Genomic DNA, 16,774 nt, shown 5'->3' on the forward strand with positions numbered 1-16,774 from the left:
TTCAGTCCTCCGAACAGTGCTGTTCCATGTGGGCCAGGGTGTCGAGATACACCTTGGCTTGCTCGCGCAGATCGTCTTGCGTGGCTTGCTCAAGCACATACTCGAAACACAACCGGGCCTTGCCGACCTTGCCCAGGGCCAAGTGACATTGGCCGGTGTACAACATCGGTCGGTAGTCGTTCTTGCCCTGGGCGAAAGCGATGGCATACAGGTCGATTGCCTTCTGGTGGTTTTGCTTGAGTTGGTGCACCGCCGCCAGTCCCATCCAGTAATGGCTGTTGTAGAAGTCGTAGATGCACAGGAAGTGGAAGAACTTCTCGGCATCGTCCAGCCGCCCCTGTTCGTAGAACTGGAAGGCGAAGGCATAGAGACCGTCCATGTGCTCGTCACTGAGGCCTTGCACGTCTTTCAAGGCCGCCCCACCGAGCACTGCATCGACGACCTCCAAGGCCACCTGTTCGTCTTGGTTGTTATCGCGACTCATCCGCCACACTCCTGAGAAAACGTCAGCGTCGCTGACCGGTGCATTGGGCCAAAATGTCGGCAGGGCCGCTGCCAAATTGCGCTCATGCCACGACGAGGCTGCTTTTGTGGCGAGGGAGCTTGCTCCCGCTGGGCTGCGCCGTAGGAGCTGCCGAAGGCTGCGATCTTTTGATCTTTCGCTTGGGATTCAAGTGTCTGGGGAAAGATCGCAGCCTCGTTTCACTCGACAGCTCCTACACAGCCCAGCGGGAGCAAGCTCCCTCGCCACAAAGTCCGAGTCTGGCTTCGTTTGATCCTCACGCCTGCTCGACCTGCTCCAGCCAGATCAGCAACCGCAGCACCTCCTCGATCTCCTGCACCTGGAGAAAGCTGTAGCGCTGGTGGGTCTTGAAGATCCGCCGAGCCAAGGCGACGTCGTTAACCACCGGCACCCCCACTTCCTTGGCGTACGCCCGAACCGCCAGGGCGCGCTGGTTGGTTTCCATCAGGGAGATAAACGGCAGCAAGGTGATTTCCGGGCGGAAATACACGCCGATGGCAATGTGGGTCGGGTTGGCGATGATCATGCGTGAGCTGCGCACATCGGATTTGACCTGCTCCGACAACAGTTCCATGTGCAAGTCGCGACGACGGCCCTTGATCTGCGGGTTGCCGTCCTGCTCCTTGTGCTCGCGCTTGACCGAATCCTTGTCCATCATCTGGTCTTTCATGAACAGCCAATACTCGCTGAGGGCATCGAGCACGACGATCAGCAGGACGCAGGCGAGAAAGGCCAGCACCAGCACCAGCAGTAAATGTCCCCAGATCGCGAACAGGTCTGGCGCCTGGGCGAACAATTGGGCAAACAGCAATTGGCGCTGGGTGATCCAGACGATCCACAGCGCCATGGCGAAACTGGCCAGGTACAACAGCGCCTTGAACGTGTCCTTGACGGTGCGCAGGCTGAACAGTTTCTTGAAGCCATTGACCGGGTTCAAGGCGCCCAGATTCAGTTTCAACGCTTCGCTGGCCAAGGCAAAACCGCTTTGCAGCAAGGCCGGCACGGCACTGGTCAGCACGCATACCAGCAACAACGGCAACAACGCCTTGAGGCCGACCAGCACCAGCATCGCCGAGTAGGCTTGCAGCTCGGTATCAAAATCGCTGGCGATGATGCGCCGGTAGACGTCCATGACGTCGAGCAACGAGCTGTTGAACACCATATAGGCGATGCCGCACAGGGTCAGGCAGGTGATGACCAGGTCCTTGGCCTTGAACGTCTGCCCTTTGCGCGCGGCATCCCTGAGGCGCTTGGCGGTGGGTTTTTCAGTCTTCGAGGCGCTGGATGCCATCGCCCGCCTCCCCATCGCCCAAATACAGCGACAACCCGTCGGACATCCTGCCCATTCGCAGGACTTCATCGGGCAAATGCACGCCGAAATACAGCATCAACACCACCAACGCCACCAGGCTCTTCACCGTCAGCGACACGGAGAACGCATTCATTTGCGGCGCATACCGTGAGAGCAAGCCGAGCAACGCCTCGCTGACCAGCAAGGTCGCCACCACCGGTGCACTGATGACCAGCGTCTTGCTCACCAGCGCGTCGAGCAATGAATAGAGCGCGGGCAGGTACAACTCACAACCGCTTGCCGGCGCGCAAAGGCGATAACTGTGGCCGACGGTTTCGAGCATCAACAGCATGCCGCCACCTTCGAGATACACCGCCGCCGCGAACAGCTGGAGAAAATTCGCCAGCTCCGAAGTATCGACCCCGTTGGCCGGGTCCACCGTACTGCTGAGCATGGCCCCGCGCTGGTTGTCGATCAGGTTGCCCATGGCATGCAACACCCAGAATGGCCAGCCCAGCAGCACGCCCAGCAGCACACCAATACCCACCTCGCGCAGCAACAGGCCGAAGAACGCCAGGCTGTCGAGGGCGGGCGTGGGCACGCCGACATAGCGCCAGAAGCCCAGCGCCACCAGGACTATCACCGCCTGACGCCCGGCACCGGTCAGCACGCCGCTGTTGAGAAACGGCAACATGAAAAAGATCGGCGCCAGGCGCGCCACGCCCAACACCGCCGCAGCGAACCAGGCGTACAGCTCGAAGAACAACGTCAACGACATCGGCCTAACTCAACGCCAGGCGAATGACTTCACGACTGAAATCCAGCAAGGTTTCGCCGTACCAGCCCGAAAGCAGGAACAGGCACGCCGCCACCGCCAAAAGCTTGAAACCGAACGGCAACGTCTGTTCCTGCAACTGGGTCACGGTCTGGATCAACCCGACCACCAGGCCGACCACCGTGGCGACGATGATTGGCCAGGCCACCATCAGCAGGATCAGGTACAAGGTTTTGTTGCCGGCATAGACCAGATCGTTCATCGGTGCACCTAGACCAGCAAGGTCAGGTATTGCTTGACCAGCCCGGTCGACAGCAGCGCCCAGCCGTCCAGTGCAACAAACAACACCAGTTTGATCGGCACGGAAATGATCACCGGGCTCATCATCATCATGCCCAGCGCCAGCAGGATGCTGGAGATCACCAGATCGACGATCACGAAGGGCAGGTACAGATAGAAACCGATCTTGAAGGCGCTTTTGATTTCACTCAGCGCATAGGCCGGCAGCAGCGAAAACAGCGAGGGCTCAACCTCTTCATCGGCAGGCAGGCCCGCGTCGACTTCATCCTGGATTGCCTGGGCCCGCTCGAAAAACTGCGCCAGCTCCGGGTCGGTGTACTTGCGCAGGTAATCCTTGTAGCTGCCCAGGCCGTTCTCGGCAAAGTCCACCACCGACGCGATGTCGGTAAAGGTCACCGCCTCGGTCTTGTAGTAGTCATGGCCCTGCTTCATGACCGGCGTCATAACAAAAATCGCCAACATCAGGGCGATCGCATTGAGGGCCATGTTCGATGGCACCTGCTGTAGGCCTAGCGCGTTGCGCACAATGACGAACACAATGGAAAACTTGAGGTAGCAAGTGCCCGCCGCCACCAGGAACGGCAGCAGCGAAGCGAACGCCAGCAGCGCGATCAGCGAAACGTCATTCATCGACGCTGGCCCGATAGACCTTGAGCAATTCGACACCCAACTGGCCGTCCAACTGCACCAGTTCCCCCCGGGCCAGCGGCTTGCCGTTGGCGCGCACCTCGATATGCCGCGCCGCGTCCTCGGCCAACGGGATCAGTTGTCCGTCGATGATGCGCGACAGCGTGGCCAGGTCGGTTTGATGGCTGGCGAGCAGGAACTCCAGGCGCACCGAGAGCGCACCCAGGTCGATAGCCGCGTCGGCGTCTGGCGGGTTGTCCGGGTTGGCATCGGCCACGGTCGATTGCATCTCTAAGCCCTCCTGGGTAAAGGTGAAACTGCCAAGGTAATGGTCGGCCAGACAGCACCACTGGGTGCGCTGGACGATGCGCAGGACATCGCCCTCACCCAGGCGCCTGTAGTCGGGAAGGCTCAGGTGAGTGATGCCGAGGATCAGTTCCAGGCCCAACGGCAATGCGTCCAGCCAGGTGCCGACGCCCACGCGCTCGCTGACAGCGGGTGTCGGCGCAAGTTGCGGGAACCACACGCGCCCCCGAGGGGTTTCGAGCCAGGGTAGCTCGCGGATGGGCAATCGCCCCGGGGCGACGCACGTGATGTCGCCCAGCGCCTGGTATTGCAGCTCGTCTATTTCCAGCGACAAAGGACGCGGCACTGCGCGAAACAATTCGAGGATGTTCATCAACGGGGTTTCCACTTTCAGCAACGACTGCAACGATGGCAGCGCTCGATTCAACCAATCATGGGCCGCGATCAGCCCTTGCCAGTCGCCGCCGTTGCCCTGGGCGCAAAAACGCAAATAGCCGCACTCCCTTGGCACCGGGCCCAAACCCGCCTCATGACCGGCGCGCCGCCAGCGTTGAATCGCCTGCGCCTGGGCGTGCGCCAACGGTTCGATCCGTCGTAGTTGCAAGGCGCTCATACCGCACGCTCAGCCTGTTCGTCCGGGTCTTCGTCCGGCGCTTGCCGAGAACCTTGGCGCGACTGCTCGTCGCCACTGTCGGCCAACCGCCAGGCCGGCTCACGAGCCAGCTCGAAAGGCGCCTTGAGTTGCTCCAATACTTGGGCGTTGCTGGGGTTGAGCGTCAAGTTGCGAGCGGGCTCATCGGGCAACCGGATAATCGTTACCAGCCCATTGGCCGCCCCTTTGTTGAACGGTACCTGCAGCACACCCCGGTTCGTGTCCGGCAGCGCCTCGACCATGACCTCAAGCATCGGCGGCGCGGGCGGGAGCACCGGTGAAGGGATGGCAGCAGGCGCAACGGCTGGCGTTGGGCGCACGTCTTGGAAGCCCTGCGGAATTTGAGGCGACTGCTGTTCATCGAGACGGGATGCCGGGCGGGCACGAGGCGCAGTGAGAGGTTCGACCGTTGACGGCGCGATCGGCACTGGCGTCGTGGCCTTGTCGACGGCCGAAGCCAAAGGCTGCAGGCGTTGCGGCAATGGGTGTTGCGCCCATCTTCCGAGCGGCGGGTGAAGCGGTGGATAAGCCACGGTTTCCCGGGTGATCAAGGGTTTTCCATCGGGCTCGACCGCCCGCGTATCCTGGACAACCGACCGTGCCTCATCGCCCTCCACCACCAGCACTTGCTGACCGACACTCAGGGCCTGCCGGGCCTGCACCCGGGCGGCTTCGATCATGGGTCGCCGAGGCGGCAGGCTCAACGACGCCATCAGGTCCAATACGCCTTGCGGCAGTTCATCCTCTTGCACCGGGACAAGTGGGTCCAACCATTGATCCAACGCACCTTCGTCGACGGGGTCCAGTGCCTGGACCGGTCGGGTGGGAACCGCAAGGACCTGATTCATCGTCTTACCCTAATCATCTCTTCCAGCTCCCGCTCTTCCCGGCGCACCGCCTCTAACCGTTGCACACGCAACAGTTGCTGGACGGAGCGCTCATACGTGTCGCGTTTACGTTGCAGCCCACGCAGTTGCTCGCGCTGCACCTGCAATTGCTGCTCGACCTGCCGACATTGCTGGTCCACGCGGTCACGCTCGACACGCATCAGATCGATGCGCCGACGAATGACCGCCTGGGTTCGCAACAGCGCCAACAACTGGCCGTGATCCATCACGCAGTCATTCGCCCGATGACTGATCAACAACCGTTGCAACGCAGCCTCTTGTTCCTCGAAGCCGGACTGCTCCTGCAACAGTGGCTGCAATTGCCGCTGGACACGCAACACCGCCTGTTCGCCGCGTTGCCGACGGAACTGACTGAAGGCCAGCAGGCGTCGCCGATCAAGCAATGATTTCATGCAGGCTCCGCTGGGTTTCATCCGGTTCGCTACGTTGCTCCGTCGACTGGCGCAACCATTGGCCGAGGGCCTCGCGACGTTGCAGCGCGTGATCATTATTGGCGTCCACGCCTGGGCTGTATTCGCCCATGTCGAGAAACACCTGAAGTTGTTCAATCCGTGCCAGGGTGTCCCGGGTCGCGGCCGCCAGTTGCCGAACCTCTGGCGAGGTGACTTGCGTCGCCACCCGGCTAACGCTGCGCAAGACATCGATGGCCGGGTAGTGCCCCTTGGCGGCCAAGGCCCGGCTGAGGTAGACGTGGCCGTCGAGGATGGAGCGAATTTCTTCTGCAATCGGGTCCGGCTCGTCGTCACTCTCCAGCAGCACCGTGTACCAAGCCGTGATGCTGCCCGATGCGGTCACGCCTGGCCGCTCCAACAGACGCGGCAAGGCATCGAACACCGAGGCCGGATAACCACGCCGCGCGGGTGCTTCACCGGCGGCCAGGGCCAGGTCACGACGGGCACGGGCGTAGCGCGTCAACGAATCCAGCAACAGCACCACGCGCCGGCCCTGGTCGCGAAAGTACTCGGCGATGGTCGTGGCTTGCAGCGCCGAGTTGCAGCGATCCACCGAGGAAAAATCCGACGTGGCGTACACCACCACACAACGGGAATGCTTGGGCGACTGGCGCAGATGCTCGATGAATTCGGTCACTTCGCGCCCGCGTTCGCCAATCAGGCCAATGACAAAGACCTCCGCGTCGGTGTGTTCGATCAGCATGTTGATCAACGTGGTCTTACCGGAACCGGCAGCGGCAAAAATACCGATGCGCTGGCCGACGCCGCAGGTCAGCAAACCATCGATGACGCGGATGCCGGTGCGCAGCGGCTCCACCACCGGGCGCCGCTGCTGGTACGACGGAGGGTCGGCATCCACCGCACAGTCCCGTTGGGCGACCGCCGTCGACGGCGCCAAGCGCTCGACAATAACGCCCTGAGGATCGACCACACTGCCGAGCAAGGCATCACTGCAGGTCAGCTGCAGGGTCGAACCGGTGGGCACGATCATCGACTCCCGGGACAAGCCCTTCGCCTCGCCCAGCAAACTGAGCAGCACCGCGCCTGGCTTGAAGCCGATGACCTGCGCCCGGGCGGCAACCTGGGGACAACGCCAATGCCGGCGCACTTCACAGATTTCGCCGATCACCACCTCCCGCAGCGCTGCTTCGATCAATGGACCGCTCAAACGCAAGGGATGGGCCGCCAGCCGTTCCAGGCGCAGGTTCATCGACGCAGGATGTCCAGCAGCGTTTCAATGGCCTGTACGAAGGAATCCAGCGCTTGAGCCAAGTGCGTGGCATCGTTCAAGGCATGGGTGCTGGCCATCAACCGCAGCTCCAGCCGCCCCTCGACTTCGCACAAGTGCAATTGCCCGGTACGGGAAAACGGGTTGCCTTCGAGCAGGAACTGCATCAGGTCGAAAGCGCAATAATTCAATGACTGGGGCGTCGCTTCGGCGACCGCCGCCCAGACCCACACATCGCCTTCCACCTCAGCCACGCTGATATCCGGAAGATTCTTCATCTGCATTTCTATCGTGCTGTGACTGTCGAAATGCCCTATCTGGTTGTCCACGCAGCCGCTGTGTCGCAGCGCTTCGCGCAATAGGCCGGCGATATCCGTTGGTACCATTTGCAAGATTTCCTTTACAGCGTCTTGATGACATTGACCGAGACCGTCTCGGAAACTTCGCCGAACGACATCACGTCCAGCTCCCGAAAACGTCCCTCGATCAGTTTCTTGATGTAGCGCCGCACATCGACCGAACACAGCAGCACCATGTCCTTGTGGGCGACGTGCACGCTGTCCAGGCCGACACTGAGGCGGTCCATCAGTTCTTCCGATTCGGCCGGTTCCACGTTGAGGAAACTGCCGCCCGAGGTTTGCCGGATGCCCCGGCGTACCACGTCTTCGAACTCCGCCGACAACAGCAGCACCCGCAGGTCGTTGCCCTGGGCAAACTTGTTGCTGATGTAGCGGGCCATGGCGCCGCGCACATGCTCGACCAGCGCCAGCACATCCTTTTCCCGGGAGGCCCAATGGGCGAGGGTTTCGAGGATCAGCTTCATGTTGCGCACGGAAATGCGCTCGCCGATCAAGCGTTGCAGCACCTCGGCAATCTTCTGCACCGTGACGTGGCGATAGACCTCCTTGAGCAGGTCGGGGTAGCGCGCTTCCATTTCATCGAGCAACTGCTTGGTTTCCTGCACGCCGAAAAACTCCTGGATGTTGCGCGCCAGCAACGTGACCAGGCAGCGATAACATTCTTCGTCGGCAGGCCGCAGGTGGTAACCCAACTGCTGCACCCGCTCGCGGTCAGCGGCGGTGACCCAGACGCCACCGAGGCGATTGCTGTCGTTACCGCGCACCAGGGCAAAACCCAACGGCTCCAGCTCCGGCGAATAATCCAGCAGGCGCCAGTGATCGAAGTGAATATCGAACTGCTCGGCGCGCACTTCATTGATCAGCACGGCCACTTGATGGGCCGGCAGCGCCTCGCTGGCCCGTAGTCGCGGCTCGGGAATGCGCAGCCCGTAATCGACGAAGAACTGACTGCGAAAGCGCGCCGCCCACCGGTCCTTCTCCAACGCTTGCAAGCGCGTGGTGGGCACCAGCAGCATCAGGGCAATGGTTTCGGTGGCAACGTTATCGACATCATCAAGCAATCCCGACTCGCCCTGCCCCGCGCCTGGCTCGACGGGTTCGCTGCGGCTTTCCCCTGGACCGGCCTGGCGCGAGGCGCGGCGATGGCGCACGAACACAACCCACCCCAGCACACTGGCAATCGAGAGAAACGTCAGCAGTGGAAAACCGGGCAGCAGCCCCACGCCCACCGCCAGCAATGCGGTGACGCCCAGGACAAACGGGTTGCCGAGCATCTGGGTGAGCATGTTGCGTCCCAGGTTGCTGTCGTCGCCGTTGACGCGGGTGACGATGAAACCCGCGCCGATAGCGATCAGCAGCGCCGGTATCTGCGCGACCAGGCCATCGCCGATGGTCAACAGCGTGTAGGTGGACAAGGCCGTGGACATGTCCATGCCCAATTGCCCGACGCCAATGGCCATGCCGCCGATGAAGTTGACGAAGATAATGATGATGCCGGCGATAGCATCGCCCTTGATGAATTTCATCGCGCCATCGAAAGAACCGTACAACTGGCTTTCACGCTCCAGCACGCTGCGTTTTTCCCGCGCCTGGGCCGCATCGATGGCGCCGGCCTTGAGGTCGCCGTCGATGCTCATCTGTTTGCCGGGCATGCCGTCCAGGGAAAAGCGCGCCGCCACTTCAGCGACTCGTTCCGAGCCTTTGGTAATCACGATGAACTGGACAATGGTGACGATGGAAAAAATCACGAAACCCACCACCAGGCTTTCGCCGATCACGAAGTCGCCGAACGACGCGATGATCTCGCCGGCATCGGCCTGGCTGAGAATCAGCCGGCTGGTGCTGATCGACAGCGCCAGGCGGAACAGAGTCGTCAACAGCAGCAGCGCCGGAAACGTCGAATAGCTGAGGATGCGTTCGATGTAGAACGAGCCCATGAACACCAACAGCGAAATGACGATGTTCAGGCCGATGAGAAAATCCACCAGCACCGTCGGCAGGGGGATGATCAGCATGGCGATGATCATCACCATCAAGGTGAGGATCAGCAGCTCCGGACGAGCGCCGACACTTCGCAGGAACACGTTGAACATTAGGCCTGGCTCCGCGACACAATCATGGCTGACCACCGGACTGGCGCTGTTCGATGCATTCGTGGGCATAGGCGACGTCGGCCAGGCGGGTGAACTGGATCGCCAGGCGTTGTGGCGCCTCTTCATCGGCAAACAGTGGCGGCGGCAACTGCAGGCTGAACCGTCGCAGGGTTTGCAGCAACGTCGAACGTTCGCGATGGGCACTGAGCAACACCTGCTCGCCCAACGCCCCGAGCAACAGCTGGTCGAGGTCATCGGGGTAGGTCAACACGCCGAGCAGGAACACCAGCCAGTCGGCCTCATGGGGGTTGTGTCGACAGATCAATGCATCGCCGAGCACGGCGCCGATGAACAGCCCATCGGCCGAACGCAAGCGCTTGAGGTCCGTCACCCGGGTCAGCAAATGGCCGAACTCGATGCGCGAGCAACTGGGGTCCTGGGCGCTGATATCGGTGAGCAGCGCGGCTTCGATGAAGGCCAGCACATTCATGCGCTGTGCCGGGCCATACAGGGCGATCCAGTCCTGATAGCTGCCGAGCGGGCCTTCGTCGGACTCGAGAAAATCCCGATAGGTCTCGCGTAGCAGGCCGGCCCTGACCGCCATGCTCTTGCCGAACATCCTGGCCTTGAGCGCGGCGTTGATTCCAGCGTTCATGCGCTTGGGCGAGCCTTGGGCGACCACCGTCTGCAAGAGGGTTTCGAGGCGCTGGCGGGTGCGGGTTTCCAGGTTGCGGCGGCGCAACAACGCCCGCAACACCAGCACCAGGTCGCTGTCATCGGGGAACAGGCTGCACGCCATTTGCAGCAACCAGGCCACGGGTTTGTCCGCCAGCCGCGCCAGGTTCAGCACCTGCCGGGCCTTGGGCACGGTGTCATCCTCCAGCACGCGTTCGAAGGTGTCGGCCAGGGTCTCGGACTTGAGTTCGAACAAACGCCGGCCACGGAACTGCGTCAGCGCCGCCGACAGCTCGTCGCTGACCTGCACGATGCGCTGGGCCACGGCCACCGTTGCGCTGTCGTCCTGCGCCGTCTCGGCATCGACTGATGGCTGTGGATGTTCGGCGGCCTTCTCAGCATTCAATCGAGCCTGGGCCGCCCGGCCGCCCATGGAAACCGGGGGCAGGATCATGGCTCGGACATCCGGAAGTACATTCGACGCACGCGCTCATGTTGCTCGGGGGTCAGCAACGGCATGCCCAGTTCCACGGGTTCAAGCGCGTCGCGAATCTCCTTGGGCTGGATCAAAAACACCCGCACCGTGTTGGCCGAGCGGCCCTGGCGATAGCTGAACAAGCGGCCGATCCACGGGATCGATCCCAGCACCGGCACGCGTCCGACCTGCTCGCCATGGTCATCGCGAGTGAAGCCGCCCACCAGCAGGCTCTTGCCCTGGGGCACACGTGCCACGGTACTGATGCGCGTACGCCCGACCGTCGGCAAGGCACTCTGCTGCTCACCCCCGCCGGGGTTCTCGACTTCGTTGCCGTCCTCGATATTGAGGGACATCTCGATCTCGTCGGCCTGTGCGAAACGTGGCAGCACACTCACCAGCGTGCCGTAAGTGATGTGCTGCAAATCAACGCTGCGCTCCCCCACCAGCGGGGCGTAGAACGTGCGGTTGTTGTCGAAGATCGCCGGCACGTTTTCCTGCGTCAGGATCACCGGTCGCGAGACCACGTTCGCCCGGTGGGTCCGCTCCAGCGCCATGACCTGGGTCACGAACGAGGCGCCGTCGAGGGTGGTGGCCGAACCGGCGTTGAGCGAGGCGCTGAATTGCCCGCCAGACTTCACCGCGCCTTGCCAGTTGATACCCAACTGGTTGAGTTCGTCCTTGTGCAGATCGATGATCCACAGCGACAGCTCGACATGGCGTTTCGGCGTGTCCAGGGCATTGACCAGGTTCTCGATAAAGCGCACCTGCTCGGGCAGCCCCTTGACCAACAGGCTGTTGGTATCCGGGTAAGCGACCACACGAATGTTGCCGGCGGCCACCTCGCGCGCAATGATTCGCGGTGCCGTCGGGTCCTGGTCCGAAGAGGTGTTCGCCGGGCCTTCCAGGGGAAACACCGGCATCGAGCCCTGCGGCCGCTGGGTGGAGGGTTGGGCCACCGACGATTCGACCTGCCGCTTCTCGCCGCGCAACAGGTCCTCGATCACGGTGGCCAGCCCGGGGATGGTCACCTTGTCGTCGCGCAGTTCGTAGCGGCGGTCGCTGACGAAGGTGTTGCGCACAGGGATGACGCCAATCTGCTGCTTGCCCAGCAACAGCTCCGAACGCTGGTTGTCCATCAACCCGGCCGCTTGCACCACCAGGTCGACGTACATCGGCGGGCCCGACACATGGAAGGTCCGCAAACCGTCATGACGCAGCGGATAGCGCTCATCGTGCAGGCCCGAACGCCCAAGGAACGCTTGGAGCTTGGCGACGGTCAGGGTCTGCAGCGACATCATCGCGCTTTTGATTTCCGAGGCGTCATACAGATAGATCGCCTGGCCATCGCTGTACCAGATCAACCCCATCTGTGCGCTGACTCGCTCAAAGGTCCGTTGCGGTGTGCGCAGATCGAACGTACCGCCAATGCGCTTGGCCGCCGCGGTCTTGCTGACGATCACCGGTTTGCCCAAGGACTCGGACAGCTCGCTGAAAAACGTGCGTGCGCTCTGTTCGCGGGCCTCGAAAGTATAGGCATCGGCCGCCACGACTACGGGTGCGAACAGCCACGCGCTGCTCAAGCAGAGGCAAAACAGAACCGGCGATAACAAACGAGGGGGCATCGGCTCACTTGCCTGGCAGGTAGGTGATATCCGCCAGGCTGCTGGGCGCAAAACCCACCAGCTCGCGGATTTCCTTGGAGAAGTGGGACGACGAGGCGAAGCCGAACTCCAGCGCGACGTCGGTCAGCGAGCCATTGTGCAGACTCATGTTCAATAACGCCTGGGCCGTTCGCCAACCGCGCAAGGCCGGCTTGGCTGCGCCCCCCAAGGCCTGGTGACAGAGCCGGCGAAAATGCGAGACCGATACGCCATAACGCTGTGCCAGGGTGGTCAGCTTTTCGCTGCGGGTGCCCTGTTCCAGCAAAAAACGCACGAGCCCATAGCTCTCGTGAAGACGCAACAAGCGGGCAACAGCGTGATAAGCCGCCGTATCGTCCATCGCTTGCCCGATGTACCAGCGCTCGAGTCGTTGGGGCGAGCGGACGGTTTCGCCGGCCACCGGCAACAGGGCCCACGGCACCGCGTCCAGCCGTTGTCCGGTATCCACCAAGGCATCGCTCATATCCAGGAACGCTTGCAGCTTGACCAGCGTCGCTTCGCAAACCGGCGTGACGTGCAACTCTCCACCCCTCAAGCGCAGCGAATCGCCCTGTACCACCAAGCCCTCCCAACCGACGGGCAGGCAGTGGTTGCGGCCCGACCGCACAGCGTTCAGTTGAACCGGGGCCCGGGTCACGCGCAGGTGCAGCACGCGTTCGCCCAGGTCAGGCACTGCCGTGGCGCGAATTGTCTTGTCCTGCATACCGTCTCCTTTGCTACGTGGCGTTGGAAGGACCGACAGGATGAAAGACCCGAGGCCTGGAATCTTGATGGAAAGCTGATGAGGGCTGGGCTGGCATATGCCTTGCACCATTACTGTTCATCGGCGCCCATGCCGACGGCCAAATGAGTGCCAGACTGATTAAAGGGAGAACGGCGGCGTCTCCGGCCCTGCTCTGGCAATGGGCTCGGACACGACGCTTTTTTATGTGCAAAGGTGAAGCGCGATGAATGAAGTTCCAGCCAATCCCCTGGCCTGGGTCAATGGCAGCGATGCCCCGGAAAAGAGCGCGATCAACCTCGGCTTCATGGCCTTGAGTGACTGCGCCCCGGTGGTGGTGGCCGCCACCCAAGGCTTCGCCCAACCCTACGGCCTGACCCTGAATCTCAAGCGCCAGGCGTCCTGGGCCAACCTGCGGGACAAGCTGGTCAGCGGTGAAATCGATGCCGCCCACAGCCTCTATGGCTTGATCTACGCGGTGCACCTGGGCATTGGCGGTGTCGCGCCAACGGACATGGCCGTGCTGATGGGGCTGAACCAGAACGGCCAGAGCATCAACCTCTCCCACGGCCTCCAGGCCCAGGGCGTGACCAGTCCTGAGGCACTGGAGCGGCACGTGCACCAAACTCGCCCGAAACTGACCTTCGCCCAGACCTTCCCCACCGGCACCCATGCCATGTGGCTCTATTACTGGCTCGCGGCCCAGGGCATCCATCCTCTATCGGATGTCGACAGCGTCGTGGTGCCGCCGCCGCAAATGGTCGCGCACCTGCAAGCCGGGCGCATCGACGGTTTTTGCGTGGGCGAGCCCTGGTGCGCCAGCGCGGTGAAGCAAAACCTTGGCTTCACCCTGGCGACCACCCAGACCATCTGGCCCGACCACCCGGAAAAGGTCCTCGGCTGCACTCGCGCGTTCGTCGAGCAATACCCCAATACCGCCCGGGCGCTGGTGATGGCGATCCTGGAAGCCAGCCGCTTCATCGAGCAAAGCGTCGAGAACCGTCGCAGTACCGCGCAGCTGTTGAGTGCGCCCGAATACCTCGACGCGCCACTGGACTGCATCGAGCCGCGCCTGCTGGGCATCTACGCGGACGGCCTGGGCAACAGTTGGCAGGATCCCCACGCCATGCGCTTCCACGGAGGCGGCGAGGTGAACCTGCCATACGTGTCCGATGGCATGTGGTTCATGACCCAGTTCCGCCGCTGGGGCCTGCTGCGTGAAGACCCGGACTACCAGGCCGTCGCGCGCCAGGTCCAGCAGCTCAAGCTGTACCGTGAAGCCGCCGCGGCGCTGGGCGTATCCTCCCCAGGCCAGGACATGCGCAGCAGCCAACTGATCGATGGCACCACCTGGGACGGCACTGATCCGGCCGGGTACGCCCGCAGCTTCAAACTGCACGCCTTGAGCGATGCGGCTCCCCTTCTCGCCAGCCGCTGACAGGAGCCACGACCATGCTGCGTATCCTGCTGATCAACGACACCGCGAAAAAAGTCGGTCGCCTGAAAGCGGCCTTGATTGAAGCCGGCTTCGAAGTGATCGACGAATCCGGCCTGACCATCGACCTGCCGGCGCGCGTCGAAACAGTGCGTCCGGACGTGATCCTGATCGATACCGAGTCACCGGGCCGCGATGTGATGGAACAAGTGGTGCTGGTCAGTCGTGACCAACCCCGACCGATCGTCATGTTTACCGACGAGCACGACCCGGATGTGATGCGCCAGGCGATCAAGTCAGGCGTCAGCGCCTACATCGTCGAAGGCATCCATGCCGCGCGCCTGCAACCAATCCTCGACGTCGCCATGGCCCGCTTCGAAAGCGACCAGGCCCTGCGCGCCCAACTCCTGGCCCGGGACCAGCAACTGGCCGAACGCAAGCGCATCGAACTGGCCAAGGGCATGCTCATGAAGATGAAGGAGTGCAACGAGGAACAGGCCTACACCCTGATGCGCCGCCAGGCCATGAGCCGCCAGCAGAAGCTGATCCAGGTGGCGGAGCAGATCATTGCCATGAATGAGCTGCTGGGCTGAAAGCCTTGTAGCGCAGGGCCTGCCGCCATCGCGAGCAGGCTCCCCACAGGGGGGCCCGGGGTGGACTTCATATTTGTCGCACCACAAATCAACTGTGGGAGCGAGCTTGCTCGCGATTGCGATCTAACGTTCAACATCGATATCGACTGACCCACCGTCATCGCGAGCAAGCTCGCTCCCACAGGAAGTCCGGAGTGGACTTCATATTTATGAACGCCACAAATCCATTGTGGGAGCGAGCCTGCTCGCGAAGGACTTCCCCCTAATCATCAGGTTGGCACAGATCTCGCTTAACCCACCCCACAGGTAACCAACGGCGGTTGCCCCACCTACGACAAAGACGTCGCATACCCCATTGCCCTCCAGCAATCCGGGTTGCGGCGTTTTTTTGTTTTGGTCCTGCGGGACCGGTGGTGCGACCACAGGCGGCGCACTGCTCAAAGCACTGACTCATTTCTCGAGACTTTTACAGCTGAGGTGCGCGATGAATTCAAGCTTCTGGAAATCCGGCCATACCCCGACACTGTTCGCAGCCTTCCTCTATTTCGACCTGAGTTTCATGGTCTGGTACCTGCTCGGCCCGATGGCGGTGCAAATCGCCGCCGATTTGCATTTGAGCACCCAACAACGTGGCTTGATGGTGGCGACGCCCATTCTGGCCGGCGCGGTGTTGCGCCTGTTCATGGGCTTGCTGGCCGACCGCCTGTCACCCAAGACCGCCGGCATGATCGGCCAGGTCATTGTGATCGGTGCCTTGTTCTGTGCCTGGAAACTCGGCATCCACAGTTATGAACAAGCGCTGCTGCTGGGTCTGTTCCTGGGCATGGCCGGTGCCTCGTTCGCCGTGGCGCTGCCATTGGCGTCCCAGTGGTACCCGCCGCAACATCAAGGCAAGGCCATGGGCATCGCCGGGGCCGGTAACTCGGGCACCGTGTTCGCCGCCCTGGCCGCGCCGATCCTCGCGGTGTCGTTCGGCTGGACCAACGTGTTCGGCTTCGCGCTGATCCCGCTGGTCCTGACCCTGATCGCCTTCAGCTTGATGGCCAAGAACGCCCCCGAGCGCCCCAAGGCCAAATCCATGGCCGACTACCTCAAGGCCCTTGGCGACCGCGACAGCTGGTGGTTCATGTTTTTCTACAGCGTGACCTTCGGCGGTTTCATCGGCCTGGCCAGCGCCCTGCCCGGCTACTTCAACGACCAATACGGCCTGAGCCCGGTCACCGCCGGCTACTACACCGCTGCCTGCGTCTTCGGTGGCAGCCTGATGCGCCCACTGGGCGGCGCCCTGGCAGACCGTTTCGGCGGCATCCGCACCTTGCTGGGCATGTACACCGTGGCGGCTATCTGCATCGCTGCCGTGGGTTTCAACCTGCCAAGTTCTTACGCGGCGCTGGCACTGTTCGTGTGCACCATGCTCGGTCTGGGTGCAGGTAACGGTGCGGTGTTCCAGCTGGTGCCACAACGCTTCCGTCGCGAAATCGGCGTGATGACCGGTTTGATCGGCATGGCTGGTGGCATCGGCGGCTTCGCCCTGGCGGCAGGCATGGGCGCGATCAAGCAGAGCACCGGCAGCTATCAACTGGCGTTGTGGTTGTTCGCCAGCCTGGGTGTCCTGGCCTGGTTCGGCCTGCACGGCGTCAAGCGTCGCTGGAGAACCACCTGGGGTTCGGCCGCCGTCACCGCCGCTCGGGTATAAC

The 16,774-nt window shown here is 62.3% G+C and carries 17 protein-coding genes; 3 read left to right on the forward strand and 14 right to left on the reverse strand.

Features of this window, described 5'->3' with window-relative positions; translation table 11 throughout:
• Nucleotide 1: 1 nt before the first annotated feature.
• The 14 genes from sicA to M8Q45_RS15975 all read right to left on the reverse strand — a co-directional run bounded on the left by sicA (nucleotide 2) and on the right by M8Q45_RS15975 (nucleotide 13,031).
• Complete coding sequence (gene sicA, locus M8Q45_RS15910) at nucleotides 2-484, reverse strand: type III secretion system translocator chaperone SicA (protein ID WP_249875527.1); 483 nt, start codon at nucleotides 482-484, stop codon at nucleotides 2-4.
• Nucleotides 485-779: 295 nt separating this feature from the next.
• Nucleotides 780-1,814 carry an EscU/YscU/HrcU family type III secretion system export apparatus switch protein gene (locus M8Q45_RS15915; RefSeq protein WP_249875528.1) on the reverse strand — a complete coding sequence of 345 codons (1,035 nt, stop codon included), beginning with the start codon at nucleotides 1,812-1,814 and terminating at the stop codon, nucleotides 780-782.
• Complete coding sequence (gene sctT, locus M8Q45_RS15920) at nucleotides 1,789-2,592, reverse strand: type III secretion system export apparatus subunit SctT (RefSeq protein ID WP_249875529.1); 804 nt, start codon at nucleotides 2,590-2,592, stop codon at nucleotides 1,789-1,791. Before sctT ends, M8Q45_RS15915 begins: the two co-directional genes overlap by 26 nt.
• A gap of 4 nt (nucleotides 2,593-2,596) precedes the next feature.
• A complete protein-coding gene (locus M8Q45_RS15925) occupies nucleotides 2,597-2,851 on the reverse strand; it encodes an EscS/YscS/HrcS family type III secretion system export apparatus protein (RefSeq protein WP_014337351.1) in 255 nt (84 codons plus the stop codon).
• Between the two features lie 8 nt (nucleotides 2,852-2,859).
• On the reverse strand, nucleotides 2,860-3,519 hold the full coding sequence (locus M8Q45_RS15930) for an EscR/YscR/HrcR family type III secretion system export apparatus protein (protein ID WP_249875530.1): 660 nt from the start codon (nucleotides 3,517-3,519) through the stop codon (nucleotides 2,860-2,862).
• Nucleotides 3,512-4,435 carry a FliM/FliN family flagellar motor switch protein gene (locus M8Q45_RS15935; protein WP_249875531.1) on the reverse strand — a complete coding sequence of 308 codons (924 nt, stop codon included), beginning with the start codon at nucleotides 4,433-4,435 and terminating at the stop codon, nucleotides 3,512-3,514. Before M8Q45_RS15935 ends, M8Q45_RS15930 begins: the two co-directional genes overlap by 8 nt.
• Nucleotides 4,432-5,322 (reverse strand): SpaN/EivJ family type III secretion system needle length determinant, encoded by an 891-nt coding sequence (locus tag M8Q45_RS15940; protein ID WP_249875532.1) that lies wholly within the window; start codon nucleotides 5,320-5,322, stop codon nucleotides 4,432-4,434. Before M8Q45_RS15940 ends, M8Q45_RS15935 begins: the two co-directional genes overlap by 4 nt.
• Nucleotides 5,319-5,774, reverse strand: a complete 456-nt coding sequence (locus M8Q45_RS15945) for a SpaM family type III secretion system protein (RefSeq protein WP_249875533.1) — start codon at nucleotides 5,772-5,774, stop codon at nucleotides 5,319-5,321. Before M8Q45_RS15945 ends, M8Q45_RS15940 begins: the two co-directional genes overlap by 4 nt.
• Nucleotides 5,758-7,044 (reverse strand): type III secretion system ATPase SctN, encoded by a 1,287-nt coding sequence (sctN, locus tag M8Q45_RS15950; protein ID WP_249875534.1) that lies wholly within the window; start codon nucleotides 7,042-7,044, stop codon nucleotides 5,758-5,760. Before sctN ends, M8Q45_RS15945 begins: the two co-directional genes overlap by 17 nt.
• Complete coding sequence (locus M8Q45_RS15955) at nucleotides 7,041-7,448, reverse strand: InvB/SpaK family type III secretion system chaperone (RefSeq protein WP_249875535.1); 408 nt, start codon at nucleotides 7,446-7,448, stop codon at nucleotides 7,041-7,043. Before M8Q45_RS15955 ends, sctN begins: the two co-directional genes overlap by 4 nt.
• Before the next feature lie 14 nt (nucleotides 7,449-7,462).
• Nucleotides 7,463-9,514 carry an EscV/YscV/HrcV family type III secretion system export apparatus protein gene (locus M8Q45_RS15960; RefSeq protein WP_249875536.1) on the reverse strand — a complete coding sequence of 684 codons (2,052 nt, stop codon included), beginning with the start codon at nucleotides 9,512-9,514 and terminating at the stop codon, nucleotides 7,463-7,465.
• Between the two features lie 22 nt (nucleotides 9,515-9,536).
• The gene (gene sctW, locus M8Q45_RS15965; protein WP_249875537.1) at nucleotides 9,537-10,643 is read right to left on the reverse strand and encodes a type III secretion system gatekeeper subunit SctW; all 1,107 of its coding nucleotides are present in this window, start codon (nucleotides 10,641-10,643) and stop codon (nucleotides 9,537-9,539) included.
• Nucleotides 10,640-12,289, reverse strand: coding sequence for a type III secretion system outer membrane ring subunit SctC (sctC, locus tag M8Q45_RS15970; protein ID WP_249875538.1), 1,650 nt, complete (start codon nucleotides 12,287-12,289; stop codon nucleotides 10,640-10,642). The genes sctW and sctC overlap by 4 nt, the downstream gene beginning before the upstream one ends.
• Nucleotides 12,290-12,293: 4 nt before the next feature.
• Nucleotides 12,294-13,031 carry a helix-turn-helix domain-containing protein gene (locus M8Q45_RS15975; protein ID WP_249875539.1) on the reverse strand — a complete coding sequence of 246 codons (738 nt, stop codon included), beginning with the start codon at nucleotides 13,029-13,031 and terminating at the stop codon, nucleotides 12,294-12,296.
• Between the two features lie 244 nt (nucleotides 13,032-13,275).
• On the opposite strand from M8Q45_RS15975, the gene M8Q45_RS15980 reads away from it, so the two are divergent.
• The 3 genes from M8Q45_RS15980 to M8Q45_RS15990 all read left to right on the forward strand — a co-directional run bounded on the left by M8Q45_RS15980 (nucleotide 13,276) and on the right by M8Q45_RS15990 (nucleotide 16,773).
• A complete protein-coding gene (locus M8Q45_RS15980) occupies nucleotides 13,276-14,487 on the forward strand; it encodes a CmpA/NrtA family ABC transporter substrate-binding protein (RefSeq protein WP_249875540.1) in 1,212 nt (403 codons plus the stop codon).
• A gap of 14 nt (nucleotides 14,488-14,501) precedes the next feature.
• Nucleotides 14,502-15,077: an ANTAR domain-containing response regulator gene (locus M8Q45_RS15985; RefSeq protein WP_025212689.1), complete on the forward strand. Its 576-nt coding sequence runs from the start codon at nucleotides 14,502-14,504 to the stop codon at nucleotides 15,075-15,077.
• A 484-nt stretch (nucleotides 15,078-15,561) separates the two neighbouring features.
• Nucleotides 15,562-16,773 carry a nitrate/nitrite transporter gene (locus M8Q45_RS15990; RefSeq protein ID WP_249875541.1) on the forward strand — a complete coding sequence of 404 codons (1,212 nt, stop codon included), beginning with the start codon at nucleotides 15,562-15,564 and terminating at the stop codon, nucleotides 16,771-16,773.
• Nucleotide 16,774 lies beyond the last annotated feature (1 nt).

Source organism: Pseudomonas sp. T1.Ur (assembly GCF_023516725.1).
Classification (GTDB): domain Bacteria; phylum Pseudomonadota; class Gammaproteobacteria; order Pseudomonadales; family Pseudomonadaceae; genus Aquipseudomonas; species Aquipseudomonas alvandae.

Bases quoted from the DNA above. Each gene is read 5' to 3' on its own strand.
- sicA (WP_249875527.1), bottom strand. From the start codon at position 484: ATGAGTCGCGATAACAACCAAGACGAACAGGTGGCCTTGGAGGTCGTC.
- M8Q45_RS15915 (WP_249875528.1), bottom strand. From the start codon at position 1,814: ATGGCATCCAGCGCCTCGAAGACTGAAAAACCCACCGCCAAGCGCCTC.
- sctT (WP_249875529.1), bottom strand. From the start codon at position 2,592: ATGTCGTTGACGTTGTTCTTCGAGCTGTACGCCTGGTTCGCTGCGGCG.
- M8Q45_RS15925 (WP_014337351.1), bottom strand. From the start codon at position 2,851: ATGAACGATCTGGTCTATGCCGGCAACAAAACCTTGTACCTGATCCTG.
- M8Q45_RS15930 (WP_249875530.1), bottom strand. From the start codon at position 3,519: ATGAATGACGTTTCGCTGATCGCGCTGCTGGCGTTCGCTTCGCTGCTG.
- M8Q45_RS15935 (WP_249875531.1), bottom strand. From the start codon at position 4,435: ATGAGCGCCTTGCAACTACGACGGATCGAACCGTTGGCGCACGCCCAG.
- M8Q45_RS15940 (WP_249875532.1), bottom strand. From the start codon at position 5,322: ATGAATCAGGTCCTTGCGGTTCCCACCCGACCGGTCCAGGCACTGGAC.
- M8Q45_RS15945 (WP_249875533.1), bottom strand. From the start codon at position 5,774: ATGAAATCATTGCTTGATCGGCGACGCCTGCTGGCCTTCAGTCAGTTC.
- sctN (WP_249875534.1), bottom strand. From the start codon at position 7,044: ATGAACCTGCGCCTGGAACGGCTGGCGGCCCATCCCTTGCGTTTGAGC.
- M8Q45_RS15955 (WP_249875535.1), bottom strand. From the start codon at position 7,448: ATGGTACCAACGGATATCGCCGGCCTATTGCGCGAAGCGCTGCGACAC.
- M8Q45_RS15960 (WP_249875536.1), bottom strand. From the start codon at position 9,514: ATGTTCAACGTGTTCCTGCGAAGTGTCGGCGCTCGTCCGGAGCTGCTG.
- sctW (WP_249875537.1), bottom strand. From the start codon at position 10,643: ATGATCCTGCCCCCGGTTTCCATGGGCGGCCGGGCGGCCCAGGCTCGA.
- sctC (WP_249875538.1), bottom strand. From the start codon at position 12,289: ATGCCCCCTCGTTTGTTATCGCCGGTTCTGTTTTGCCTCTGCTTGAGC.
- M8Q45_RS15975 (WP_249875539.1), bottom strand. From the start codon at position 13,031: ATGCAGGACAAGACAATTCGCGCCACGGCAGTGCCTGACCTGGGCGAA.
- M8Q45_RS15980 (WP_249875540.1), top strand. From the start codon at position 13,276: ATGAATGAAGTTCCAGCCAATCCCCTGGCCTGGGTCAATGGCAGCGAT.
- M8Q45_RS15985 (WP_025212689.1), top strand. From the start codon at position 14,502: ATGCTGCGTATCCTGCTGATCAACGACACCGCGAAAAAAGTCGGTCGC.
- M8Q45_RS15990 (WP_249875541.1), top strand. From the start codon at position 15,562: ATGAATTCAAGCTTCTGGAAATCCGGCCATACCCCGACACTGTTCGCA.